Origin of the sequence: Micromonospora sp. CPCC 206060 (assembly GCF_036906895.1) — a bacterium.
Lineage (GTDB): Bacteria > Actinomycetota > Actinomycetes > Mycobacteriales > Micromonosporaceae > Micromonospora.
Map to the genome: position 1 here is coordinate 77,845 of NZ_JBAKHU010000007.1, position 24,122 is coordinate 101,966.

Sequence of the window (24,122 nt, forward strand, 5' to 3'; positions counted from 1 at the left end):
CGACGTACCTATCCTCATCAGGCCGGTGGGGTGAACGTCCAGTGGGCGGTGCCGTCCGGCTGCAGGACCAGACGCGAGGTGTCGCCGAAGACGAACTCCTGGTGCTGTTGTGGTGCCTCGTGCAGGTCGGTGGTGATGTCGAGGACCCCCTCGGGCGCGGTGGCCGAGCCGATGAGGGTGATGTCGACGCCCGGGCCGGTGATCCGGTACGTCGGTCCGGTGCCGGAGGCAGGGTCGCCGGTGGGGTCGGGCGGGGTGGTCGTGGCCCGGTAGCCCAGTGCGGTGAGCGCATCGGCCATCCGGGCCGCCCGCTGCGGTCGTACCCGCAGGGTGACCGCGGTGATGTCGCGCAGCCACCGGCGGTCGCGGGTCCCGGTGCCGAAGGCCGCGTCGAGGTAGCCGCTGCGCAGCAGTTCCCCGTTGGGTCCTCGGCGGGCGGACAGCGAGTCGAAGTACTCGGGGGTGACCTCGTTGAGGAACATCAGCAGCGGGCTGTCCTCGCCGAGGTCGGTACGCAGCATGTGGTACCAGGGGCGGGATTCGCCGGTGTCGGCGGCGTTGCGGTGGACCAGCTCGTAGTGGCCGCCGGGGCCGGTGTCGAGCACCTCCCGGGCGCGCTGCACCGAACCGGGGTGCTCGAAGGAGAAGACCAGCCCACCGGTGAGGCGGCGCGGGCCGGGCAGCGCGCCGTCGAACAGCTCCAGCAGGGTGTTCTCGCCAGCGACCCCGAGCGCCGAGTACTGCCCGGCGACCGAGCTGGTGACGTTTTTCGGTTTCACTCGGGCAAATTGTTCACGCAGCATGTCGCAGGCGTATATATCGCGGAAGGCGGCTCCGTCGAGCAGTACCACAACGTGGTCCAGCAACGGGGTTGGGATGGCGCGCGAATGCGTCTGCGCGAATGGCACGTTGATTTCCTCTCGCCGTTTTCCGGGCGTTCCACCCCGGGTTGCAGGCGTGGTCAGCCTAATTTCGCTGCCGTGCGTCGGAGTACTGGGGGAAACCCCAACGGGCAGAACCTAGGGGGGCGCGGTGCGGGTGCCGCAGTGTTAACTGGTTACTGGTTCGCACTCAAAGAGATGCAAGGGATTCAATATGAATCTACCCATTCGGTGGGTACCGTGACGACCCGGTCGGCAGTGCTCGCCGGGGTGGGCGGCTGGGTGCCGCCGCGCGTGGTCACCAACGCGGACCTCTCCGCCGGACTGGACACCTCGGACGAGTGGATCCGGTCCCGCACCGGCATCGTGCAACGCCACCTCGTCGATCCCGGTACGTCCACCTCGGACCTGGCGGTCGAGGCCGCCCGGCGGGCGCTGGTCTCCGCCGGGACGCCTGGCGTCGACGCCGTCGTGGTGGCCACCATGACGCCGGACCGGTCCTGCCCGGCGACCGCACCCGAGGTCGCCTCCCGGCTGGGCCTGACCGGGGTGACCGCCTACGACCTGGGTGCGGTCTGCAGCGGCTTCGTCTACTCCCTGGCCACCGCGGCCGGCCTGATCGCCGCCGAACTCGCCGACCGGGTCCTGGTCATCGGCGCCGACGCGCTCTCCAGCGTGACCAACCCGGCTGACCGCACCACCGCCGTGGTCCTGGCCGACGGGGCGGGGGCGGTCGTGCTGCGCGCTGGCGGGCGCGACGAGCCCGGCGCACTCGGCCCCTTCGACCTCGGCAGCGACGGAGGGGGAAGCGACCTGATCCAGGTGGCCGCCGGTGGGGCCCGGCAGCGGTTGTCCGGTCGCCCGACCGACCCGGCCGACTTCTACTTCACCATGGACGGACGCGAGGTGTTCCGCAACGCGGTCGAACGGATGGCCGCCTCGTCCCGCACCGTCGTGCGGCGCGTCGGCTGGCAGCTCGACGACGTCGACCGGGTCGTCAGCCACCAGGCCAACATCCGCATCCTCAACGCCCTCGCCGACGAACTCGACCTGGCCCGGAAACGGATCGTGGCAAACATCGACCGGGTCGGCAACACCGGCGCCGCCTCGATCCCGCTGGCCCTCGCCGACGCCGACGCCACCGGCGTGGTCACCCCCGGCGACCGGGTCCTGCTCACCGCCTTCGGTGGGGGGCTGACCTGGGGATCGACCGTCCTCGTCTGGCCGCAGCTACGGCCGACCGAACGGCCGGGCGACCCGACGGGACCCGCCGCCGGAACGGACCCGACCACCGCCGGGACGGACCCCGCCCCGGTGCCGCACCACCCGATGCCCGAGCCGCCGGGCACCGGCCCGGCCACGCGGTGACCGACGAACCACGAGGAGCGTTTGACATGACCGACGTCTACCGGCAGGTGGTGGAGATCCTCACCACCCGCTTCGAGGTGGAACCGGACGAGATCGGCCCGGACGTGACCTTCGAGGAACTGGAACTGGACTCGCTGTTCATGGTGGAGCTGGCCCTGGTCCTGCAGAAGGAGTTCAACGTCAAGATCGCTGACGAGGACACCACGCCGCGTACCACCATCGCCGCGCTGGCCGGCGTCATCGAAGCCTCGTTGGCCCGCGCGGCGTGACTGGGATGGAGACCGCCATCACCGGCCTGGGGCTGGTCACCCCGGGCGGGATCGGCGTGGCACAGACCTGGCAGACGGTCTGCGCCGGGACCTCCACCGCAACCCACGACCCCGACCTGGCCGGCATACCCGTCGACCTCTCCTGCCGGGTACCCGACTTCAACCCGCGCGCCGCCGTCGGCCGCCGCCACTGGCAGTACGACCGTCTCGTGCAGTTCGCGCTGGTGGCGGCCCGGGAGGCGGTGGCCGACGCCGGTCTCGACTCGGCGACCTGGGACGGTGCCCGGGTCGGCGTGGTGATCGGCGTCGGCATGTGGGGGGTGTCCACCACGGGTGCCCAGCACGCCGTCCTCGCCGCCGAGGGTCCGCAGGCGGTCTCCGCGCTGCTGCTGCCGATGATGCTGTCCAACATGGCCGCCGGTCAGGTCGGCATGGACCTGCGCGCGGGTGGGCCCAACCTGGTCACCGCCACGGCCTGCGCCTCCGGCAGCACCGCCATCGGTCTGGCCCACGACCTACTGCGCAGCCGGACCTGCGACGTGGTGGTGGCCGGTGGCACCGAGGCCGGCGTCACCCCCCTCGTCGTCGCCGGTTTCGCGCAGATGGGGGCACTGTCGCGGCGCGCCGATCCGACCGCGTCCCGGCCGTTCGACGCCGGTCGGGACGGCTTCGTCCTCGGGGAGGGGTGCGGCCTGCTGGTCCTGGAACGCGCCGAGGACGCCGCCGCCCGGGGCGCCCGGGTGCGGGCCCGGCTGCTCGGTTTCGGCGCCAGCGCCGACGCGCACCACCCCACCGCCCCCGACCCCGAGGGCCGTGGTGTCCAGCGGGCCGTGCAGGCGGCGCTGAGCGGAGCCGGTCTCGTACCGGCCGACGTGGATCACGTCAACGCGCACGCCACCGGCACCCCCGCCGGTGACCTGGCCGAGGCGCGGGTGCTCAGCCGCCTGCTCGGCCCGTCGCCGGTGGTGACCGCGAGCAAGGGTTCCCTCGGCCACGCCCTCGGTGCCGCCGGTGGGATCGAAGCAGCCCTGACCGTGCTGGCGTTGCAGCACGGCCTGGTGCCGCCTACCGCGAACCTCAACGAACAGGACAGCGCGATCGACCTGGACGTGGTCACCAAGGCGCCCCGGGAGCAGCGCATCGAGGTGGCCCTGAGCAACTCGTTCGGCTTCGGCGGCCAGAACGCCGTCCTGGTGCTGGCCGCCGCCTGACACCACCGTCGCCCGCGCGGACACGACGCCGGGCGGTGACACCACACGTCGCCCGCGCCGGCACATCGGCGGGCGGAAGGGGGCAACACACGTGGCAGCGACACCTGCCGGCGCCGACGTGATCGTCGTCGGCGCCGGATCCGCCGGCTGTGCCCTGGCACGCCGCTTGGTCGACAGTGGACTGCGCGTGGTCGTGCTGGAGGCCGGCGGTGCGGACACCAACCCCGACATCGGTACGCCCGGCCGCCTGGCCTACCTCTGGTTCGCCGAGGAGGACTGGGCGTACCACACCGTGGCGCAACCGCACGCCGGTCACCGGCGCCTGCACTGGCCACGCGGGCGGGTCCTCGGTGGGTCCAGCGCGCTCAACGGCATGATCTGGGCGCGCGGCGCCGCCGCCGACTACGACCACTGGGCCTACCTCGGCAACGACGGCTGGTCGTGGGCGGACGTGGTGCCGGTCCACCGGCGGATGGAGGACCTCGACGCCGGGGAGTCCGCGCTGCGCGGCACCGGCGGGCCCATCCACGTCATGTCCCAGTACCGCCCGGACCCGATCTTCGAGTCCTGCATCAAGGCGGCACAGGAGATCGGTGTCGCGGTCAACCCGGACTACAACTCCGGCGAACTCGACGGGGTGTCCCACACCCAGTTGACCATCCGCGACGGCCGGCGGCAGAGCGCCGCGGTTGGGTACCTACGCCCGATCGCCGACCACCCGGGGCTCACCATCGTCACCCGGGCCCACGCCCGCCGGCTGCTGTTCACCGGCGACCGCTGCACCGGCGTGGAGTGGGAACGCGACGGGCGTACCACCACCACCCACGCCGATGTCGAGGTGATCGTCTCCGCCGGCACCATCGAGTCCCCCCGCCTGCTGATGCTCTCCGGCATCGGCGATGCCACCGACCTGCGCCGGCACGGCATCGACGTCCGGGTGGACCTGCCCGGCGTGGGCCACAACCTGCACGACCACCTGCTCGCCCCGGTCATCTTCGGTACCAGCCGACCGGTCGGACGGTCCCCGGACCTGTCGCCGATGCAGAGCCATTTGTTCTGGCGTACCCGCCCCGGCCTGCCGGTACCCGATGTCCAGGCGCTGCACTTCCCGGTCCCGATGTACCAGCCGGGGATGGCCGGCCCACCCGACGGGTTCACCCTCCAGGCCGGTCTGGTCCGCCCGGTGAGCAGGGGACACATCCGCCTCGGGGGCGCCGACCCGCACGCCGGGCTCGACATCGACCCGGCGACGCTGGCCTGCGCGCAGGACGTCGAGGCGCTCGTCGACGCGGTGATCCTGTGCCGGGAGATGGGGGCCGCCTCGGCCCTGGCCGGCGAGTGGGGTGCGCGGGAGGTCTACCCGGGCCCGCAGGTCCGTACCCGCGACGAGCTGCGCGCCTACGTACGCGCCACCGCCGGAACCTTCCACCACCAGGTCGGTACCTGCCGGATGGGTGCCGACGACCAGGCGGTGGTCGACGCCCGGCTGCGGGTGCACGGCGTGCAGGGACTCCGCGTCGCCGACGCGTCGATCATGCCGGCGGTGACCACCGCCAACACCAACGCCCCGGCGATCCTCATCGGTGAACTGGCCGCCGACTTCGTTGCCGCCGCCCACATCCGACAGGAGCAACCGTGACCCCCGCTGTGGCGACCGACCAGGTGACCAGGCTGTTCATCGACGGCGACTGGGTGGACGCGGCCCAGGGTGGGCAGGGCATCTCCCTGGACCCGGCGACCGGGCAGCCACTGGCCCGGTACGCCGAGGCCGGCCCGGCCGACGTCGACGCGGCGGTGGCGGCAGCCCGCGCCGCGCTCACCGCTCCCGCCTGGGCGCGGATGACCGCCGCCGCGCGGGCCCGACTGCTGTGGCGCGTCGCGGATCTGCTCGACGAACACGCGGACACCCTGGCCGACCTGGAGACCCGCGACCAGGGCCAGCCGTTACGCGCGGCCCGGGGTTGCGTGACCGCCGCAGCCGAGCACCTGCGCTACTTCGCCGGCTGGTGCACCAGGATCGAGGGCGCCACCGTGCCGGTGTCCTACCCGGACACCCTGCACTACACCCGCCGCGAACCGGTGGGGGTCTGCGCCCTGATCGTGCCGTGGAACTTCCCGCTGTTGATCGCGGTCTGGAAACTCGCCCCGGCGCTGGCCTGCGGCAACACCGTGGTGCTCAAGCCGGCCGAGCAGACCCCGCTCACCGCGGCGTACCTGGTGGAGCTGTGCCGGCAGGCCGGCGTACCGGCCGGCGTGGTCAACCTCGTCACCGGCGGACCGGACACCGGCCGCAGCCTGGTCGCCCATCCCGGGGTGGACAAGGTGTCGTTCACCGGTTCGACCGCCGTCGGCCGGGAGGTCGGGCGGGTCTGCGGTGAACAGCTCAAGCGGGTGACGCTGGAGCTCGGTGGCAAAGCGCCGGTGATCGTCGCCGGGGACGCCGACCTCGACGCCGCAGCCGCCGGTTGCCTGCGTGGCGGGCTGGTCAACAGTGGCCAGGCCTGCACCGCCTACACCAGGCTGTACGTGCAGCGGGCGCGGGCCGAGGAGTTCGCCGACACGCTCGCCCGGATGGCCGGCGCGGTCCGGCTCGGACCCGGCCTGGCCCCGGACAGCCAGCTCGGTCCGCTCGTCTCGGCCGAGCACCTGCGGCGGGTGGACGACCTCGTGCGTACCGGCACCGCCGAGGGCGCCCACCTGGTCACCGGGGGAGGGCGGGTCACCGACGACCGGCTCGCCGACGGCTTCTTCTACCAGCCGACCGTGTTCAGCGGGGTACGCGACGACATGACCATCGCCCGCGCCGAGATCTTCGGGCCCGTGCTGTGCGTCCTGCCCTACGACGACCCGGCGGAACTCGTCGACCGGGCCAACGACACCGACTACGGCCTCTCCGCTGCCGTGTGGACCCGGGATCTGGCCACCGCACACCGGCTCGCCGGGGCGATCCGCGCCGGTGCGGTCTTCGTCAACATGCCGCCGCAGCCGGATCCGGCCGCCCCGTGGGGCGGGTTCAAGGCCAGCGGCCTGGGCCGTGAGATGGGTGCGGCGGCGATCGAGGCGTACACCGAGATCAAGGGGGTCTGGGTGCACACGCCCTGACCCGGCGTCCGCCCGTGCGGCGGGGCGGGCCGGTTGCGGCGGGCCAGCGACTCGCCGCCTGTCGAGCTGCACCGTCTTTGCTAGCAGGCCGGCTGCTCCGCCGGAACGCGACACCGCCTCCGGCCCGGCCTCCATCTCCCGCCCTGCTCCCTGTCGCTGCCTGCCCGGCCCCTGTCTCCGGCCCTGACCGACCTCGACCACCCGGGTGATCCACTCGTCTTCCGGGTAGCCGGGGTGTCCGCCCCGGCCCGATAGCCCGGTTCCCTGGAAACGGAGTGGATCAAGACAGGGCGTCGCCGATCCGGGCTCGGGCGGGGGGCCGCCCGGCCGCGTCGGTCAGCGGAGACCCAGCGCGGGAGAGCCGACCAGGCCCAGGAGGAACCGTCCTGGTGATCACGACGTGGTCCGCGCCGGACGCCGACATGTCGTCCCGGCCGTAGAACCAGGCGTGACCCGGAGCAGCCCCGACCCCGTCATCGAGCCGGTCGTACTGGCGCGCGGTGCTGAAGTCTCGCCCTCCCGCGCCCGGTCGGCCAAGTTCACCTGACAGAGTACGAGCCGCAGAGCGTTCCGTTCCAAGCAGGAGTACGACGTGAGCAGCAGGATGAAGATCATGCAATCGACCGCGGCGGCCCTCGTGACGATCGGAGCGCACACTGGAGTGAATCTGGCCGTCGCCGACGCGCTCTGGGTTGGCAGAGATTCGCCTGCTGAATGGGTCTTCTATCACGCGAGCGCCGCCTGTCTACTTCTTCCCGTCACGGCGACGTTGGGCTGGCTGCTCACCCGATGGAGCAGAGCACGACATATTGGACGCGGAATCCTCGTCGGCGCGGCTCTACTGCACCTGATCGGCACGCGGTGAACAACGCCGTCGACCCGAAGCCGTCGACCCGAAGGAGTGCCGCCGATGACGGAAGCGATGCCGGGCGCGGCCCACCGCATCTGGGACACCGCCCCGGCGACCCGGTGGGAGGACGCGTTCCTGTCCGGCAACGGTGAGTACGGGATCATGGTGTCCGGTGCGGCGTACGCCGAGCGGATCGTGTTCAACCATCACCGCTTCGTGCTGCCCAACGGCACCCGCCACGCCCGGCCACCCCAGCTTGCCGACCGGTTGCCCGAGATCCGGGAACTCATCCTCGCCGGCCGGCGGGCCGAGGCCAGCGCGCTGCTCGCCGACGGGCGGGAGCTGCGCTGGACCCAGTCGTTCCACCCCGGGTACGCGATGACCATCGACGCGACCGGGAACCATTGCGCAGGCGACCCGGCGGAGTACCGGCGCAGCACCGACTTCACCACCGGCGAGGTCGTCGTCGAGTGGGATGCCGGGCGCCGACGCGCGTTCGTCTCGCGTGCCGACGCGGTCGTGGTGACCCACGTCGAGATGACCGGCTTCGTCGTCGGACTCACCGGCGACCTGCCCGGCCGCCCCGACGACGTGCGCTACGAAACCAGCGCGTACCGCCGGGGTGACCGGGTCTTCCTGCGGATCCGGGGGTACTACCCGTCGGAGGGCGACGGTGCGTACGGCTTCGAGGGGCTGACCCTCGTGCAGGGGGCGGCGGAGATCGTCGGGGACCGGGTGGCGGTACGCGGGCCGGCCCTGCTGACCACCGTGCTCCACCGGCGGGACGACGCGTCCTGGCGGACCGGGGAGCTGGAGCAGCGCCTTGTCGACGGGTCCGGTCCGGACTATGCCGCGCTGCTGGCCCGGCACACCGCGCTGCACACGCCGATGTACCGGCGGGTCAGCCTGGACCTCGGGGTACCCACCGGGGACCGGGACCTGCCGGTCGGCGAGCTGATCGCCCGGCAGAACGCCGACCGCAGCCGGCTCCTGCCGGCGCTGCTGGAACGGCTGTTCCACTCCGGCCGGTACCTGATGATCAGTGCCAGCGGGGTCCTGCCGCCCCGGCTGACCGGCCTGTGGCTCGGCTCGTGGGGTGCGGCGTGGGCCGGTGACTTCACCACCGACGCCAACCTCAACCTCCAGCTTGCCGGGGCCAACATCGGCGCCCTGCCCGAGGTGACGGCGGCCCACGCAGCGCTGATCCGGGACCAGATCGACGACTGGCGACGCAACGCGCAGGCGGTCTACGGCACGCGGGGTCTGCTGGCACCGGGCCGCACCGACGGCGAACACGGGCACCTGTTCCACTTCAACGCCGACTGGCCGTGGGCGGCCTGGCTCGCCGGTGCGGACTGGCTGCTGTACCCGCTCTGGGAACACCACCTGGTCACCGGGGAGCCACTGGGTGAGGTGGCCGGCTGGCTGGCGGAGGCGGCGGTCTTCTTCGAGGACTTCCTCACCGTCACCGACGAAACCGGCACGGTGGTCGTGGTCCCGTCGTTCTCGGTTGAGACCGGCCCGCTGGACGGGGACGGTCGGCCGGTCTACCTGGCGGTGAACGCGACGATGGACATCGCCGCCGCCCGGCACGCGCTGGCCACCGCCGCCGAGGCGACCGGCGTCGACCGGTGGGCCGGGCTGCGCGAGCGGCTGCCGGCGTACCGGGTCGACGAGCGGGGCGCGCTGGCGGAGTGGGTCTGGCCGGGGTACCACACCGACGAGGAGCACCGGCATGTGAGTCACCTCTATCCGGTCTGGCCGCTGGACGAGATCAACCCCGACGACACGCCCGAACTGGCGGCGGCCGCGCACCGCGCCCTGGTGCTGCGCGGCGACGAGAACCTGTCCGCGCACGGCAGCCTGCACCGGGCGCTGGTCGCGGCCCGGCTGCGCGACGCCGACCTGGTCGGCGCGAACCTGCTCAAGATCATCGGCAACGACATGTTCTTCCGGTCGCTGATGAGCGCGCACAATCCGGATCTGGAGATCTACAACGCCGACGCGGCGCACACCCTGCCCGGGGTACTCATCGAGGCGCTCGTGCACTCCCGGCCCGGCCTGCTGTGGCTGCTGCCCGCCGTGCCGGCCGGCCTGGGCCGGGGCACCGTCCGTGGGGTGACCTGCCGGGGCGGCGTGGCCGTCGAGGAGCTCACCTGGGACGCCGACGGTCTGCGGGTACGGTTCGTCTCGGCGGTCGACCAGCGGGTGGGCGTGCGCAGCCCGTACGGCGACGCGACCGTCGACCTGGCCGCCGGGGTGGCCGCCGGGCTGACCCTGCCCCGACCGGACGGTGACCCCGGGCCTGCACCGGCGATCTGACCAGGGTCCGCAGCGCGGTCAGTCCGCCAGGCCGTCAGCCACCTGCCAGTGGTCCACATGGCCCGTTGCGGGTCGGCGGTGGTGGCCCCGGTCTGCGCCCGCAGCCGCTCCAGCGGAATCCCCGGGGTGCAGGGGATGAATATGCTGCCGCGCATGGATGCCGTGATGTTGCTGATCTGCGGAGCCGGTTGCACGGTACTGGTGGCGCTCGCCGTTGCGGGGATGGTCATCCTTATGGTGCAGGCCCGCAAGGAGGAGCGTGAGCGGCGGGACCGGTGGCGGCACTGGGCTGCCCGCTACGGCTGGGCGTACGTCGAGCGGCCCCAGGTGGACTGGACCGACCGGGTGCCGGGCCGTAGCCGGCGGGGCGTACGGTTCGCGATGACCGGTGTCCTGCACGGTCGCCCCGTCGAGGTGGCCGAGTACGCGTACACCGAGTCAAGTACCACGACCGACGCGAACGGCAGTTCGCAGACCACTTCGCACACCCACTCGTACGTCGTCTGCTCGGTGCTGCTGCGCCACCCCTTTCCGAGGCTCGCGGTGGTACCGCGTGGCCTGCTCTCCAAGCTGGGCAAGGCGCTGTCGGGCAGTTACTCGCACGCGCTCGGAAACGAGGCGTTCGACCGGCAGTGGCGGCTGGTGGCCGACTCGCCGGGGGAGCGGGCACTGGTCGGGCCGGCTCTGGTCGCCGCCCACGTGACCGGAGCGGCACCGGCGTGGAGCGTGCGCGGGACCCGGTTGATCACCTACCGGAATGGTCGGCTGACCGACCCCGGCCTGGTCCGGCCGCTGCTCGACCCGTTGGTCGCCGTCGCCGACCTGCTGGAGCAGGGCCGCTGAGCCGTCCGTCGCCGGGCAGGCCGGTAAAAACCGTTGCCGGGCAACGGCACCGCTCGTTACGGGAAGGGTGCCGACCGGGACCGGCGCTACGCGACGCTGGTGCGCCTACCGCAGCTCTGCGGTCCGGACGGGTGTCACACGTGACGGCCAGGCGGTGGGCCAGCTCGGTGGTGGTGCCGGGTTCGGCCAGCAGGGTCAGCAGGGCGCCGTGGTTGAGCATGGTCGACATCCCGTCCGCGAAGCGGCCGTCGGCCGCACCCTGACCGTGGCCGGGGTGTGCGGAGTTCTGGCCGCCTTGCCGGCAGGCCGGGCCGGCGACCGGGTCATGGACGACTACGATGGGACGGCGTTTCTGGCACCATGTGGTACATGCAGCCGCACCGCGAGCGAATGATGGGCCCCTGCTCGGGGCTCCTCGGCGTGCGGTAGCAACACCAGCACCGTCCAGGCTCTGTCTCGCGGGGCCTGCTGCATCGTCTCCCGCTCATGCCAGGGCGAACGAACGGGGAGACGATGACCACTGACGAGCGTTTCTACATCACGACCGCCATCCCCTATGTCAACGCCGCGCCGCACCTCGGGCACGCGTTGGAGCTGGTGCAGGCTGACGTGCTCGCGCGCCATCGCCGGCTGCGCGGGCAGCCCGTACGGTTCCTGACCGGGACCGATGACAACTCGCTCAAGAACGTCACCGCCGCCCGCGCCGCAGGGGTGGACGTGCGTACCTTCGTCGACGCCAACGCCGCCCGGTTCGCTGCCCTGCGCGACCCGCTGGCGTTGTCATTCGACGACTTCATCCGCACCAGCGTTGATGTGCGCCACGTTACGGGGGTGGCGCGGCTGTGGCGGGAGTGCGCCGCCGCCGGCGATTTCTACCGGCGGCGCTACGAGGGCCGGTATTGCGCCGGCTGCGAGCAGTTCTATCCGGAGGCAGAGCTGGTCGACGGGCTTTGTCCGGAGCACCTGGTGGCGCCCGAACCCGTCGCCGAAGAGAACTGGTTCTTCCGCCTGTCCCGCTACACCGACCGGCTGCTGGACATTCTCGAGGCCGGCCAGGTGCGCATCGAACCAGCCGCCCGGCGCAACGAGGTGCTCGCCTTCGTGCGCGCCGGCCTGGCCGACTTCAGCGTCTCGCGTCCGGCCGCGCGTGCCGGTGGCTGGGGCATTCCGGTGCCCGACGACCCGGACCAGGTGGTCTACGTCTGGTGGGACGCGCTCACCAACTACGTCACCGCGCTCGGCTACGGCGTCGACGACCCCGACTACCAGCGGTGGTGGGCGGGCTCGGCTGAGCGGATTCACGTCATCGGCAAGGGCATCGTCCGCTTCCACGCCGTGTACTGGCTGGCGATGCTGCTGTCGACCGGCCTGCCACTGCCCACCGCCGTACTCGTCCACGACTACCTGACCGTGGACGGAGCGAAGCTGTCCAAGAGCGCCGGCAACGCCGTCGACCCGACGGATCTGGTCGACCGGTACGGCGTGGATGCCGTGCGCTGGTGGCTTCTCCGTGACGTGGCGCGTGTCGGTGACACCGACTTCACCGTGAAACGGTTGGTACACCGAGCCAACGGTGACCTGGCCAACGGGCTCGGCAATCTCGTCAACCGCACCCTGACCCTGGTGCACAAGTACCGGGACGGGCAGGTGCCCGAGGCGACGCCGACCGGTGAAGTTGCCCGCCTGGCCAAGGCGTACACCGAGCTTGCCGACCGCATCGACCACGCGCTGCGCGACTTCGACTTCCGAGCCGCAACCAACGCCCTGTGGTCGGTGGTCGACGAGGGCAACCGGCTCGTGGAGGCCGAACGCCCATGGGAACTCGCGCGCGCGGAGCATGCCGGTGACGAATCGGCCGCCACCCGGCTCGATTCGGTCCTGGCGAGCCTGGTGGGCGCGTGCCGGGTGTTAGCTGTCGAGCTTCAGCCGTTCCTGCCCACTGGCGTACAACGGCTGCGCGACCAACTGCTGTCCGGAGACCGCGTCGACCGGCCGCAGCCAGCCTTCCCGCGCTTGGAACAGCCGGGCGAGGAGTAGGACGCAGCCGTCGCCGTCGCCGTGGCGGTTCCCGTCGCCGTGGCGGTGAGTTGGTGCTGAAGCGGTCACCGCCGGGCCGGCAAAAGTCACCTGGCCGGACCCCGTTCGGGGCCCGGCCAGGTGTCGGTATGGGTTGCGGGTCAGCTGGTCCAGTGCTCGGCGACGAGGTCGGCGGCCTGGGTCTCCCACTGGGCGTACGCCTCGGGGAAGGCCGAGACCTGGACGGCCTGGGCGGCGTAGGTCAGGGGCATGTCACGCCAGCCGTCGACATTCTTCAGGCCCTTGAGGAATGCGGTGGTGGAGTACTCGGGGTCGGTGATCTGCTCGACCGAGCCCCAGCCGCTGGAGGGCCGCTGCTGGAACAGGCCCTGCGAGTCGTGGTCGTTACGGTCACCGAGGTGACCCAGGTTCTCCAGCTTGGACTCCTGGAGGGCGGTGGCGGTGGCGACCACGGCGGCGCGCTCGTCCATACCCGCCTTCTTGGTGGCGTCGACGATGGCCTTGACGTTGGCCTTCTGCTCGTCGTCCAGAGTGATGCGGGCCTGCTCACCCATGGTGCCGTTCGGGATCAGGGCGTCCCGGGCAGGCCGGTCGGTGGTGCGGTCGGCCTGTACGGCGGCCGGGGTGTCCGTGGTCGGGTTGCTGAGCATCGCGTCGACGGGGCCGGCGGCGATCCCGCCGGCGAAGGCCAGACCGGTCACGGCGAGCAGGCTCTTACGCAGGATGATGTTCATGGTCGAAGCTCCATTCGGGGGGTTGACGCCCCGGGGGACGGGGCGTGGGCACCTCGACGGGCGCTCGGGGAATCGAGAAGAGGATCGAGAAGGGGGATGACGCATCCGACTGCGGTGTGCGCGTCGGGTAGGTATAACGACCGGTGGCGGGCCGGCATTCCGTCGGCCCCGTACGCCGCCCCGGGGGAGGGGCGGACTGTCATCCGGTCGTACCAGGTTCCAACGCCCCGGGACCCGCCGTCATTCCGGCCGGACCGGTCCCGACCGGCCGGCGAACCGGACATCCGACACGTTGAGGCGCACACCGCCCAGCTCTCGATGAAGTGCGGTACCCCTCAGCAGGTGGTCCAGGGCGGTTCGGGGCCGGATGTCCGGTTGCGGGTGACCGAGCTGATCGAGCTGCCCAACCGGCTCAGGCGGGGGTACCGAGGCGCAGGCGGCCGTCGACGACCTCGACCATCCGGTCGGTGCGGTTCAGGTGGTTGGTGTCGTGGGTGACGATCACGGTGGCGATCCCGCGTTCGGTGGTCAGGCCGGTGAGCAGGTCGATGACGGCCGCCCCACGTTCGTGGTCCAGGGCGCTGGTGGGTTCGTCGACGAGCAGCACGGCGGGGTCGTTCATGAGGGCACGGGCGATATTGACCCGTTGGCGCTCACCGCCGGACAGTTGGTGCGGCCGGCGGTCGGCCCGGGCGGACAGGTCGACGGTGTCGAGCAGGCGGCGGGCCCGGTGCCGGGCGTCACGGCCGGAGCGGCCGTCGAGGTGGGCCATGACCTGCAGCTGCTCGGTGGCGGTGAGCGAGGCGATGAGGTTGGGCTGCTGGAAGACGATCCCGATGCGCTCGCGGCGCAGCGCGGTGAGCTGCTTCGGGTGGAGCCCCGTGGTGTCGACGCCGTCGATGACGACGCGGCCGGCGTCCGGGGTGATGAGGGTGGCGGCCACGGCCAGCAGGCTGGACTTGCCGGAGCCGGAGGGCCCGACCACGGCGGTGGTGGTGCCGGCGGGGACGTGGAGGTCGACCTGGTCGAGGGCGGTCAAACGACCGTCGCCGTCGGGGTAGGTCAACACGATGTCGGTCAGGTGCAGGCTCAACGGGCACTTCCCAGGGCGGTCAGCGGGTCGACGGAGGTGATGCGGCGGACGGACAGGGCGGCACCGACGGCACCGAGGACGACCATCACCGCGGCGGGCAGCAGGACGGAAGTGGCATCGAGCACGAACGGCACCGTCGACGCGGCGACGGATCCCAGGCCGACGGCGATCGCCGCGCCGAGCCCGGTACCGGCCACGAGCAGGACAACGGCCTGCCCGAGGGCGTCGCGCAGCAGGTAGCCGGTGGTGGCTCCCAACGCCTTGAGTACCGCGATGTCGCCGCTGCGCTGGATGGTCCAGACCGTGAAGAACGCGCCGATGACCAGGGCCGAGATGGCGAAGAGCATGCCGCGCATCAACTGAAGGGAGCCGTTCTCCGAGGTGTAGGAGCCGATCGCGGACAGCGCCTGCGACCGGGTGACCGTGGTGGTGCCCAGCCGCTCGTCGGCGGCGGCCAGGTCGGCGTCGCCGGTGGTGCGCAGAGCGAGGACGGTGGCCGTCCGGTCGGCGGTGCCGCTGTCGGCGCCGGGCGCCAGCCGACGAAGGTCGGCCAGGCTGGCCCACACCACCGGGGTGTGGCTGTAGGAGGCGTCACCGGAGACGACGGCTACCTGCACCGGGTGCCCGGCCAGGGTCAGGGACTGCCCACGCCGCACATCCAGGGCCTCGGCGGCGCCCGTGGAGAGCACCACCCGGCCGTCGGCGAGGTGTCCGGCGGCGGGGTCCAGGAACGAACCGGGGGCAATCCCGAAGACCGACAGTGCCGCGCTGCGCTGCCCGGCGGTGGCCCTGGTCGTGGTGATCCCCAGCGGCGCGGTCGCGGTGACACCGGGTACCCGGGCCCATTCCCGCCACAGCGGTTCGCTGACGGTGGACTCGGTGAAGGACGGCTCCTGGCCGGCGGGGGCGGAGAAGACCAGGTGGTCGGCGGGCAGGCCGGTGATCGCCGAGGTGCTCTCCCGGCCCAGCCCGGCGGTCAGGCCGGACAGCAGCGTGACCAGCAGGGTCATCAGCAGCACGACGGTACCCATCAGGGCGAAGCGCCCCCGGGCGAAACGTAGGTCTCTCCAGGCCACGAACACGACGGGCGGCACCTTCCTCGACGGGGCAGAGCGGCACGGACGCTGACCTCGGCCGGGCCGGCTCGAGTTGGCGTTCCGGTACCAAGGCTGGCCGCTCACCGGGCCGGGGGCATCGCTCCGTTGCTGGGCCTGCCGGGGTCGAGGTGCTGACCACGAAGTCAACCTTTTGGTTGACGCCGGGACCGGGGCCCCGGCGCGCTGCGGCTCGTAGGGTGGAGGGCTGGTGAACACCTCAGCGACCCCGCCACCCGCGCCGGCCGCCGCGCCCCTGGCCGGCAGGCCCACCGGCCGTGCGCTGCGCTCACCGGCGCGGCTGCTGCCGGTACTGCTGCACAGCCTGGTGGTGGTGCTGCTCACGGTGGCCGCCGTGCGGGCGCTGTCGGAGCGCGACCCTGCGGCGCATCCGGTGGCGGTGCCGGTCAGCGCGGCGGTGTTCGCGCTGGTCTACTCCGCCGGTGTCGTCACCGGCCGGCCACGTCGGTCCCGGGCGGCGGCCGGGCGGTGGCTCCTGGCCGTCGGGCTGGCCTGGCTGCTGCTGCTCGGATCGACCCCGGACGGCGTGTGGTTGGCCTTCCCGCTGTTCTTCCTGCAGATGCACCTGCTGCCACCGCGCTGGGGGCTGGCGGGCGTGGCCGTCACGACCGCCGCCGCCATCGCGGGCTACAGCTGGCACGCGCACCGCTTCACCCCTGCGGCGCTGATCGGACCGACCCTCGGCGCGGCGGTGGCCGTGACCGTCGTGCTCGGCTACCAGGCCCTGTACCGCGAGAACGAGCAGCGGCGTCGCCTCATCGAGCAGCTTGAGGCCACCCGCAGCGACCTGGCCGCCGCCGAACACGCCCGGGGTGTGCTGGCCGAACGCGAGCGCCTCGCCCGGGAGATCCACGACACCCTGGCGCAGGGACTGTCCAGCATCCAACTACTGCTGAGCGCGGCGGCGCGCAGCCTGCCGGAGCGGCCCGGGACGGCAGCCGGCTACGTGGACCAGGCCCGCAGCACCGCCCAGGACAACCTGGCCGAGGCACGCCGCTTCGTCCGTGCCCTGGTACCGCCCGGGCTGGCCGGCGGTACCCTGCCCGCCGCCCTGCAACGGCTGTGCACCACGACCACCCAACGCTCCGGGCTGCCCACCCGCCTGCACATCGACGGCAGCCCCGTCCCGCTACCCACCCCACACGAGGTGGCGCTGCTGCGCATCGCACAGTCCGCCCTGGCCAACACCGTCCGCCATGCCCGTGCCGGCCGCGCCGACCTGACCGTCACCTACATGCCCGACCGCGTCGCCCTGGACATCGTCGACGATGGCGTCGGCTTCGACCCGACCACCGCCATCCCGCACGGGGACGGCGGCTTCGGCCTGACCGCGATGCGTACCCGGGCCGCCGAACTCGGTGGTTCCCTCACCGTCGAGTCCGCCCCCGGGCAGGGCGCCGCCCTGGCTGTGTCCTTCCCGTTCTCCGCCGACCAGTACGCCGCCGACACCCGAAACGGTGCCCCAGACCATGGCTGACCGTGATGTCATCCGTCTCCTGCTGGCCGACGACCATCCCATCGTGCGGTCCGGCCTGCGGGCCGTTCTCGACGCCGAACCCGGATTCGAGGTGGTCGGGGAGGCGTCCACCGCGCAGGAGGCGGTCCAGCTTGCCGGGGAACTGGCACCCGACGTGGTGCTGATGGACCTGCAGTTCGGGTCGGGTAGCCACGGCGCCCAGGCCACCGCGGCGATCACCGACCGGCCCGACGCGCCGCGCGTGCTCATCCTGACCACCTACGACACCGACGCCGACATCCTGGCCGCCATCGAGGCCGGCGCCACCGGCTACCTGCTCAAGGACGCCAACCCCGAAGACCTCGCCGCCGCCGTGCGTACCGCGGCAGCCGGCCAGTCGGCCCTCGCTCCGGCCGTGGCCCAGCGGCTGATGGGCCGGATGCGTACCCCGGAGGCCGCTCTCAGCCGCCGCGAGACCGAGGTGCTCCAGCTCGTCGCCGACGGCCTGTCCAACCAGCAGATCAGCCGGGCACTGTTCCTCAGCCAGGCCACCGTCAAGTCCCACCTCGTGCACATCTACGCCAAGCTCGGCGTGGACAACCGCACCGCGGCCGTCGCCGCCGCGAGGAGGCAGGGCCTCATCCGCCGCTGAGCGGTCACCTGGCGTCCACCGCCGACGGGAAGCCCATGCCACCCGGCCGGCCCGGACCACCTGCCGAGCGGCCGTCCGACTCGCGGATCAGGTGCAGGCCAGGTCGATCGGGCGCAGTACCCGCTCGACAGCGTGCCGCCGGACACCCGACGGTGGGCCCGGCCGCAGGGGTGTCCTGCCGGCCGGGCCCACCGGGTGGATCAGTAGACGGTCACGCCGTACGCGCTGGCCGCCTCGGTGACCGGCTGGTAGAACGTCGTGCCGCCGGTGCGGCAGTTGCCGCTGCCGCCGGAGGTCAGGCCGAGGGCCTTGGTGCCGTCGTAGAGGGCGCCGCCGGAGTCGCCCGGCTCGGCGCACACGTTGGTCTGGATCATGCCGCGGACGGTGCCGCCGCCGGAGTAGCGGACCGTGACGTTGAGCGCGGTCACCGTGCCGCTGTGGGTACCGGTGGTCGACCCGCTGCGCTTGACCGACTCGCCGACGAAGGCGTTGGCGGCGGTGAAGCCGCCCGGGTGGCTGAGCGAGGCGTTGTCGTAGCGCACCAGGGCGTAGTCGTTGCCCGGGAAGCTGGAGCCGGTGGTCGGGCCGATCACGGTCCGCAGCCCGGAGTCGCTGTACCAGGTGTTGACGACGTCACCGCAGTGGCCGGCGGTGAGGAAGTAGTAGGTGCCGCCCTTGACCACGTTGAAGCCGAGGGAGCAGCGGTAGCCGCCGCCGTAGATGGCTTCACCGGCGCCGAGCAGCGCGCGGAACTCTCCGGTCGTCCGCTCGACGCGGATGGCACCGGCCTTGCTGCCGGCGCTCTTGGTGAGCTTCGCGAGGTCGGCGCGGGAGACGGTGTCGTCGGCCGTCACGACCACCCGCCCGGTGGCCGCGTCGACGTGCCAGGCGATGCCGTCGACCCCGGACTGCTCGACCGCGCTGCTGACCTGGGCGAGCTGGGTGGCGTCGAAGGTCGCCGGGGCGGCTGACGCGGACGTGGGCAGGGTGAGCGCGCCGGCGGTGACCAGGCCGATGGTGGCGGCGAGCAGTTGGCCGATCCGGCCGGTGGTCTTGGTGATCCTCACTGATCCTCCTCGGAGCGGTGGTTCCCGTGCTGGGGCCCGCAGGTTGTGGTCGGGCGGCGGCGCGTCGGAGCCGGTCGGAGCGTGATCCTGACGGTCGTCGTGGCAGTGAGTATCCATTGAGATCAATAGCCGTGCAAGGGCCTGCGGGACGCGGATCAGCCGGGGTCGGTGGTCGGCGCGAGGACCCCGGGCCGGTGGTCCGGCCTCCGCCCGGACTGGGGGTTGCCGAATCGAGGCGGCCACTGTGGATCGCAGGTCCGCTGTCCTGTCCTCCGGACGGTGGAGGTCGATCACCTGGTGTTGTGGCAGGCTGGAGCGGTGCGGCACTCCCCTCTGACCGGGCTCGCGGTGGTCCTGGGCGTCCTCGCGCTCGCCACCGTTCTCGGCCTGTGGCGGCGCCGTCGGGACGGCCGGATCCGCCCCGTGCCCGGCACACCCACCGCCGCCGTTGGTGCGGCGGCGCCGTCGTCGGTGCTCGCCACGCTCGGGGTACGCGCCGGTGCGGTCAACCTGGTGCAGTTCTCGTCCCCGTTCTGCGCCCCCTGCCGTACCACCCGCCGCGTCCTCGGGGAGATCGAGGGCCACATCGAGGGCGTCCACCTGGTGGAGGTCGACGTCGAGCAGCACCTCGACGCGGTCCGGGAACTCGACATCTGGCGCACGCCAACGGTCCTGGTGGTGGACGCCGGGGGACGGGTCGTCCAGCGCGCGTCGGGGGTACCCGGTCGGGACGACCTGATCGCCGCGATCCGGCCACTGCTCGTCGGGGCCCCGTCATGATCGGCGTCGCGTTGACCCGCCGACGGGCCGTGGACCACGGCCGGCTGTCGGCGAGCCTCTGTCGACCGGCCCGCTCCGTCTGATCCCCTGGCCATCCTTCCCGCCGGTCCCGCGTGCCCGGGTTCCGGCCGGTACCCCTGAACGGAACCCCTCATGCTGCTCGACCCCCGCGCGCCGCGGTTCGCCGCGACCGTCACCACCGTCGTCCTCGCCGCCGCGTTGATCACCGGATCCGTTCTGCCGCTGGTCGTCCAGGCGGTGGTCTTCGCCGGCACTGCGGCGTATCCCCGTCTCGGCCCGTACGGCCTGCTCTACCGTGCCCTCGTCGCGCCCCGACTCGATCCGCCCACGGAGCTCGAACCCGCCGCCCCGGTACGGTTCGCGCAGGTCGTCGGCCTGGTCTTCACGGTGGTCGCGGTGGCCGGTCAGCTCGCCGGCGTGCCGGCGCTGTTCCTGGCCGCCACCGGTGCGGCGCTCGCCGCGGCGTTCCTCAACGCGGCCTTCGACGTCTGCCTCGGCTGTGCGGGGTACCTCGCCGTGCGCCGGCTGGTCGGCCGGCCGATGGTGGCCCGGGTGCCGGCCGGCTCGTCCTGACGCCGGCACCGCCGGGGACTACAGCACCTGGGACAGGAACCGGCGCAGCCGGGGGTGCCGGGCCTGTTCGAAGATCGCCCCGGGTGCGCCGACCTCGATCACCACGCCGTGGTCCATGAAGGCGACGGTGTCGGCCACCTCCCGGGCGAAGCCCATCTCGTGGGTGACCACCACCATCGTCATGCCCCCGGCGGACAACTCCGCCATCAGCTTCAGGACCCCCTTGACCAGTTCGGGGTCGAGCGCCGAGGTCGCCTCGTCGAAGAGCATCACCTGGGGTTGCAGGGCCAGTGCGCGGGCGATCGCGACCCGCTGCTGCTGGCCGCCGGACAGGTGCGCCGGCCGGGCGTCGGCCTTCGCGGACAGCCCCACCAGCTCAAGGTGGGTCCGGGCGACGGCCACGGCCTCGTCCTCGCCGAGCTTGCGGAGCCGCCGCAGCGCGAGCGTGATGTTGCGCAGGACGCTCATGTGCGGGAAGAGGTTGAACTGCTGGAAGACCATGCCGACCCGCTGCCGCAGGGCGTCCGGGTCGTCGCGCAGCACGCTGCGCCCGTCGAGCAGTACGTCGCCGCGGTCCGGCTCGATGAGCCGGTTGATGGTGCGTAGCAGGGTCGACTTGCCCGACCCGGACGGGCCGATCACGCAGGCGGTCGCTCCGCGTGCCACGTCCAGGTCCACGCCGCGCAGCACCCGGTTCGCCCCGAAGGACAGGTGCACGTCGCGGACGCTGAGGCTGACCGGGGTCCTCGTGTCGATGGTCAACGTGGGGTTCCTCCCCTCGGGTCGGGCAGTACCGGGTCCAGGTCGTCGGAGTCCCCGACCGGCGCGGTGGCCGGACGGCCGTGCCGCAGCCGCCGGTCGATCCAGTTGACGACGTGGGTCAGCGGCACGGTCAGGGTCAGGTAGAACAGTCCGGCCAGCAGCAGGGCGGACTCGTTGCCGGTGGTCGCCGCGTAGTCCTGGCCGATCCGGAACAGTTCCCGCTGGCTGGCCACCAGGCCGAGGAAGTAGACCAGGCTGGAGTCCTTGATCAGGGCGATCAGCTGGTTCACCCAGGCCGGCAGCACCCGGCGGATGCCCTGCGGGATGATCACCAGGCGCATCGCCTCGCCCCAGGAGAAGCCGAGCGCCCGGGCGCCCTCCAACTGGGCGGCCTCCACCGACTGGATGCCGGAGCGGAAGATCTCACCGATGTAGGCGGCGGCGATCAGCGACAGCGCCAGGATGCCCAGGGGGTACGGGTTGGGCCCCCAGACCTGCATGCCCAGCGGTGCCAGGCCGACGCCGATCAGCAGGATGGTCGCGGCCGCCGGCAGGCCCCGGAACACGTCCGTGTAGACCCGGGCCGGCCAGCGCAACCACCGGGTACGCGAGATGCCGGCGATGGCCAGCAGCATGCCCAGCACCGAGCCGAGCAGGGCGGCGGAGACCGCCAGGATCAGCGTGTTCGGCAACCCGACGGTCAGCATCTCGGGCAGCGCCGCGCGCATGGAGTCCCAGTCGAAGAAGGTCTCCCACAGGGTGCTCAACGGATCCATCAGTGCTCTCTCCTACCGCCCCGCTCGCTCGTCGTCCGTACTCAGGAGGAGGCCGGCGCGGCCGGCACCGGTACCGTGCCGCTGCCGGGCCTGAAGTCGGCCGGGATGGGACGTCCCGGGTAGTACTGGGCCTGCAGGCGGCTCCAGGTGCCGTCGGCGATCACCTCGTCGAGAGCCTTGTTGAGCGCCTCACGTAGCTTGTCGTTGCCCTTGGCGAAGGCGTACGCCGTCGGGGCCGGGCTGAGCTGCTTCGCCGCCACGGTGATCTTGCCGCTGCTCTCCGCAGCGGACTTCTCGCCGATCTCGGCCGGGGCGATCCAGGCGTCGGCGGTACCGGCCTTGAGCTGGTTGATCGCGCCGTTGTAGTCGGGTACCCGGACCGGGTCGAGGCCCTTGCCGGTGGCGTAGTCGTCCTGGACGGTGCCCTGCACGACCACGACCCGCTTGCCGGCGAGCTGGTCGAAGCTGGTGATCGGCGAGCCGGCGGGTACGTCGAGGCCGAAGTAGCCGAAGTCGTAGCCGTTGCCGAAGTCGACGGTCTTCTTGCGTGCCTCGGTGATGGTGATCGAGGAGCTGCCGACGTCGAACTTGCGGTTGTTGACCTGGGAGAGCAGGGCGGAGAAGTCGGTGCCCACGAACTCCACCTTCAGGCCGGCCTTCGCGGCGACTGCGGTGAGCAGGTCGTTGTCGAAGCCGGTGAACGTGCCGTTCTTGAGGTAGACGTTCGGTGGCGCGTCGGTCAGTGTGCCGGCGCGCAGCACGCCCGGCTGGAGCAGGCCGTACGGGTTGTCGGCCGGGCGGGAGGTGTCGTCGGCGCAGGCGGTGAGGGTGGCGACGCCGAGGATGGTGGCGACGCCGAGGGCGGCGGCCCGGGTCAGGGCAGGAAGGAATCGCACAGGTGTCTCCGGGAGAGGTTCGGGTGGCGGGCACGGGCGTGCGTCGCCGACGGTGCGCCCGGTGGGCGTACCGCTGGGGTGGTTCCTGGAAGGGGAGTGGCCGCGGCTAGCCGGCGTTGCCGGGGCGACACACGGCGCTGCAGATCCGCATCATGTCGACGTGGCGGCGCCGGGTCAGGGCCGGCGGGATCGCGGGGCGGGCCGGTGGGGCGCAGCTACGGGAAGGCATGGTTCTCCTCGGTCGGTGATGACCTGGGAAACCAGGCCACGCTTGCACCGGAGGCTGCTCCGGTGCCTGGTCTTCACCCGGGGCACCCCTACGTGGACGAGGGTTGCCGGCCAGCGAGCCGGGGCTTGACGCTGGCGCTCATGACCTGCCGACGAGGCTAGCAGCCTGTCCCGGTGCGTCGTCCAGCCGTTATGACCACCCTCACCCGGCCCTTCCCGGCGGCGCCGTCGGGCGTCGCCACCCTGCGGCGGTGTGCCGGTCCAGGGCACGCAGGAGGTTGCCGCCGAGGATGTCGTCGCGTTCGTCGTCGGCGAGTCCGTCGAGGCCGACCGGGTGCAGGGTCTGCGCGAACGACACGTGGTCGAGGGCGGGTGCGAAGTCGGACCCCCAGTACAGGCGCCGTGCGCCGAACCGGGCGAGCAGGAGATCCACGAACGGTCGGGCCGCGTGGTGCGGGAAGTCGTCGGAGGGCTCGCTGACCGCGTACAGCCCGGAGATCTTGACCCCGACGTGGGGCAGTCCGGCCAGGTTGGTCAGCGGCGTGAGGATCCCGGCGGCGGCCTCCCGGGTGGGCACGACGGGTTGCGCGCCGGGCAACCCGAGGTGGCTGAACAGCACTGTGCACCCGTCCAGCGCGGTCAGGGCCGGCCCGAGGTGCGCGGTCGCCGCAGGGGTGGCGTTGAGGCTGATCAGGGCCGCGACCCGGTTCAGTGCGGTCGCCTCACGGGTCACCCAGCCGGCGAAGCGGTCGGCCGCCGCCGGGTCCGGCAGGTACGCGGCGATGCCGACGAAGCCGGCCGACCAGAAGGTTCCGGTTCCCCCTTCCGGTCCACCTGGTGGGACGTAGGCGACGGGCGCGATCCAGTCGTGTGCTGCGGCGAGACGGGCGACGTGGTCGTTGTTCCCTGCGAACTGTGCCTCGCCCTCGTAGCCGATCACCAGCGCCCGGCTGATCCCGTGCGCGCGACGTATCCCCTGGTAGACGGCGAGTTCGTCGCCGCCGGCGGGGGAGCGGCCGTACCTGCCGGGGTAGCCGGCGGCGAACAGGTGCAGGTGGGCGTCAGCGCGTCGCATGGTCGGACCCT

The 24,122-nt window shown here is 72.3% G+C and carries 22 protein-coding genes and 1 riboswitch; of the genes, 13 read left to right on the top strand and 9 right to left on the bottom strand.

All coding sequences use genetic code 11. The features are described from left to right. Window positions 1-17 precede the first annotated feature (17 nt). Complete coding sequence (locus V6U90_RS08520; protein WP_334433008.1) at window positions 18-908, bottom strand: DUF5829 family protein; 891 nt, start codon at window positions 906-908, stop codon at window positions 18-20. Between the two features lie 171 nt (window positions 909-1,079). Between V6U90_RS08520 and V6U90_RS08525 the strand changes: the two genes are divergently transcribed. The 9 genes from V6U90_RS08525 to V6U90_RS08565 all read left to right on the top strand — a co-directional run bounded on the left by V6U90_RS08525 (window position 1,080) and on the right by V6U90_RS08565 (window position 12,883). After that, window positions 1,080-2,249, top strand: coding sequence for a beta-ketoacyl-ACP synthase III (locus V6U90_RS08525; protein ID WP_442933551.1), 1,170 nt, complete (start codon window positions 1,080-1,082; stop codon window positions 2,247-2,249). A gap of 26 nt (window positions 2,250-2,275) precedes the next feature. Then, a complete protein-coding gene (locus V6U90_RS08530) occupies window positions 2,276-2,518 on the top strand; it encodes an acyl carrier protein (protein ID WP_334433013.1) in 243 nt (80 codons plus the stop codon). After that, entirely contained in the window at window positions 2,515-3,729 is a 1,215-nt protein-coding gene (locus V6U90_RS08535; protein ID WP_334433016.1) for a beta-ketoacyl-[acyl-carrier-protein] synthase family protein, read from the top strand. The genes V6U90_RS08530 and V6U90_RS08535 overlap by 4 nt, the downstream gene beginning before the upstream one ends. A 91-nt stretch (window positions 3,730-3,820) precedes the next feature. Beyond that, window positions 3,821-5,368: a GMC family oxidoreductase gene (locus V6U90_RS08540; protein WP_334433018.1), complete on the top strand. Its 1,548-nt coding sequence runs from the start codon at window positions 3,821-3,823 to the stop codon at window positions 5,366-5,368. Next, entirely contained in the window at window positions 5,365-6,831 is a 1,467-nt protein-coding gene (locus V6U90_RS08545) for an aldehyde dehydrogenase family protein (protein WP_334433020.1), read from the top strand. Before V6U90_RS08540 ends, V6U90_RS08545 begins: the two co-directional genes overlap by 4 nt. 592 nt (window positions 6,832-7,423) lie before the next feature. Beyond that, window positions 7,424-7,696, top strand: a complete 273-nt coding sequence (locus V6U90_RS08550; RefSeq protein WP_334433022.1) for a hypothetical protein — start codon at window positions 7,424-7,426, stop codon at window positions 7,694-7,696. Between the two features lie 45 nt (window positions 7,697-7,741). Beyond that, window positions 7,742-10,003 carry a glycosyl hydrolase family 95 catalytic domain-containing protein gene (locus V6U90_RS08555; RefSeq protein ID WP_334433024.1) on the top strand — a complete coding sequence of 754 codons (2,262 nt, stop codon included), beginning with the start codon at window positions 7,742-7,744 and terminating at the stop codon, window positions 10,001-10,003. Window positions 10,004-10,156: 153 nt separating this feature from the next. Then, entirely contained in the window at window positions 10,157-10,846 is a 690-nt protein-coding gene (locus tag V6U90_RS08560) for a hypothetical protein (protein ID WP_334433027.1), read from the top strand. Window positions 10,847-11,359: 513 nt separating this feature from the next. Beyond that, window positions 11,360-12,883 (top strand): methionine--tRNA ligase, encoded by a 1,524-nt coding sequence (locus tag V6U90_RS08565; protein WP_334433030.1) that lies wholly within the window; start codon window positions 11,360-11,362, stop codon window positions 12,881-12,883. 140 nt (window positions 12,884-13,023) lie between these two features. Here V6U90_RS08565 and V6U90_RS08570 read toward each other — a convergent pair whose 3' ends face one another. The 3 genes from V6U90_RS08570 to V6U90_RS08580 form a co-directional block, all read right to left on the bottom strand. Further along, the gene (locus V6U90_RS08570) at window positions 13,024-13,617 is read right to left on the bottom strand and encodes a hypothetical protein (protein WP_334433033.1); all 594 of its coding nucleotides are present in this window, start codon (window positions 13,615-13,617) and stop codon (window positions 13,024-13,026) included. Between the two features lie 412 nt (window positions 13,618-14,029). After that, entirely contained in the window at window positions 14,030-14,710 is a 681-nt protein-coding gene (locus V6U90_RS08575; protein ID WP_334433036.1) for an ABC transporter ATP-binding protein, read from the bottom strand. Further along, a complete protein-coding gene (locus tag V6U90_RS08580) occupies window positions 14,707-15,792 on the bottom strand; it encodes an ABC transporter permease (protein ID WP_334433038.1) in 1,086 nt (361 codons plus the stop codon). The genes V6U90_RS08575 and V6U90_RS08580 overlap by 4 nt, the downstream gene beginning before the upstream one ends. A 223-nt stretch (window positions 15,793-16,015) precedes the next feature. Here V6U90_RS08580 and V6U90_RS08585 point away from each other — a divergent pair, with 223 nt between their 5' ends. After that, on the top strand, window positions 16,016-17,302 hold the full coding sequence (locus tag V6U90_RS08585; RefSeq protein WP_334433040.1) for a sensor histidine kinase: 1,287 nt from the start codon (window positions 16,016-16,018) through the stop codon (window positions 17,300-17,302). Next, window positions 17,295-17,933 carry a response regulator transcription factor gene (locus V6U90_RS08590; RefSeq protein ID WP_334433041.1) on the top strand — a complete coding sequence of 213 codons (639 nt, stop codon included), beginning with the start codon at window positions 17,295-17,297 and terminating at the stop codon, window positions 17,931-17,933. Before V6U90_RS08585 ends, V6U90_RS08590 begins: the two co-directional genes overlap by 8 nt. 200 nt (window positions 17,934-18,133) lie before the next feature. On the opposite strand, the gene V6U90_RS08595 is transcribed toward V6U90_RS08590, so the two are convergent. Continuing rightward, window positions 18,134-19,000 carry a S1 family peptidase gene (locus tag V6U90_RS08595; protein WP_334433044.1) on the bottom strand — a complete coding sequence of 289 codons (867 nt, stop codon included), beginning with the start codon at window positions 18,998-19,000 and terminating at the stop codon, window positions 18,134-18,136. A gap of 318 nt (window positions 19,001-19,318) precedes the next feature. Between V6U90_RS08595 and V6U90_RS08600 the strand changes: the two genes are divergently transcribed. Then, window positions 19,319-19,780: a TlpA family protein disulfide reductase gene (locus V6U90_RS08600; protein WP_334433047.1), complete on the top strand. Its 462-nt coding sequence runs from the start codon at window positions 19,319-19,321 to the stop codon at window positions 19,778-19,780. A gap of 153 nt (window positions 19,781-19,933) precedes the next feature. Beyond that, window positions 19,934-20,374, top strand: coding sequence for a DUF4395 domain-containing protein (locus V6U90_RS08605; protein WP_334433049.1), 441 nt, complete (start codon window positions 19,934-19,936; stop codon window positions 20,372-20,374). An 18-nt stretch (window positions 20,375-20,392) separates the two neighbouring features. Here V6U90_RS08605 and V6U90_RS08610 read toward each other — a convergent pair whose 3' ends face one another. The 4 genes from V6U90_RS08610 to V6U90_RS08625 all read right to left on the bottom strand — a co-directional run bounded on the left by V6U90_RS08610 (window position 20,393) and on the right by V6U90_RS08625 (window position 24,111). After that, window positions 20,393-21,130, bottom strand: a complete 738-nt coding sequence (locus tag V6U90_RS08610) for an amino acid ABC transporter ATP-binding protein (protein ID WP_334433134.1) — start codon at window positions 21,128-21,130, stop codon at window positions 20,393-20,395. Window positions 21,131-21,132: 2 nt separating this feature from the next. Next, a complete protein-coding gene (locus V6U90_RS08615) occupies window positions 21,133-21,912 on the bottom strand; it encodes an amino acid ABC transporter permease (protein ID WP_334433051.1) in 780 nt (259 codons plus the stop codon). A gap of 41 nt (window positions 21,913-21,953) precedes the next feature. Then, window positions 21,954-22,808, bottom strand: coding sequence for an ABC transporter substrate-binding protein (locus V6U90_RS08620; protein ID WP_334433053.1), 855 nt, complete (start codon window positions 22,806-22,808; stop codon window positions 21,954-21,956). Window positions 22,809-23,070: 262 nt separating this feature from the next. Further along, window positions 23,071-23,183: riboswitch (SAM riboswitch) on the bottom strand. Between the two features lie 55 nt (window positions 23,184-23,238). Beyond that, window positions 23,239-24,111, bottom strand: coding sequence for an amidohydrolase family protein (locus tag V6U90_RS08625; protein WP_334433056.1), 873 nt, complete (start codon window positions 24,109-24,111; stop codon window positions 23,239-23,241). Between the last annotated feature and the right edge of the window lie 11 nt (window positions 24,112-24,122).

What these genes read in the sequence shown, in the direction of transcription:
- V6U90_RS08530 (WP_334433013.1), top strand. Translation starts at nt 2,276, where the DNA reads ATGACCGACGTCTACCGGCAGGTGGTGGAGATCCTCACCACCCGCTTC.
- V6U90_RS08525 (WP_442933551.1), top strand. Translation starts at nt 1,080, where the DNA reads ATGCAAGGGATTCAATATGAATCTACCCATTCGGTGGGTACCGTGACG.
- V6U90_RS08555 (WP_334433024.1), top strand. Translation starts at nt 7,742, where the DNA reads ATGACGGAAGCGATGCCGGGCGCGGCCCACCGCATCTGGGACACCGCC.
- V6U90_RS08565 (WP_334433030.1), top strand. Translation starts at nt 11,360, where the DNA reads ATGACCACTGACGAGCGTTTCTACATCACGACCGCCATCCCCTATGTC.
- V6U90_RS08590 (WP_334433041.1), top strand. Translation starts at nt 17,295, where the DNA reads ATGGCTGACCGTGATGTCATCCGTCTCCTGCTGGCCGACGACCATCCC.
- V6U90_RS08570 (WP_334433033.1), bottom strand. Translation starts at nt 13,617, where the DNA reads ATGAACATCATCCTGCGTAAGAGCCTGCTCGCCGTGACCGGTCTGGCC.
- V6U90_RS08605 (WP_334433049.1), top strand. Translation starts at nt 19,934, where the DNA reads ATGCTGCTCGACCCCCGCGCGCCGCGGTTCGCCGCGACCGTCACCACC.
- V6U90_RS08615 (WP_334433051.1), bottom strand. Translation starts at nt 21,912, where the DNA reads ATGGATCCGTTGAGCACCCTGTGGGAGACCTTCTTCGACTGGGACTCC.
- V6U90_RS08560 (WP_334433027.1), top strand. Translation starts at nt 10,157, where the DNA reads ATGGATGCCGTGATGTTGCTGATCTGCGGAGCCGGTTGCACGGTACTG.
- V6U90_RS08625 (WP_334433056.1), bottom strand. Translation starts at nt 24,111, where the DNA reads ATGCGACGCGCTGACGCCCACCTGCACCTGTTCGCCGCCGGCTACCCC.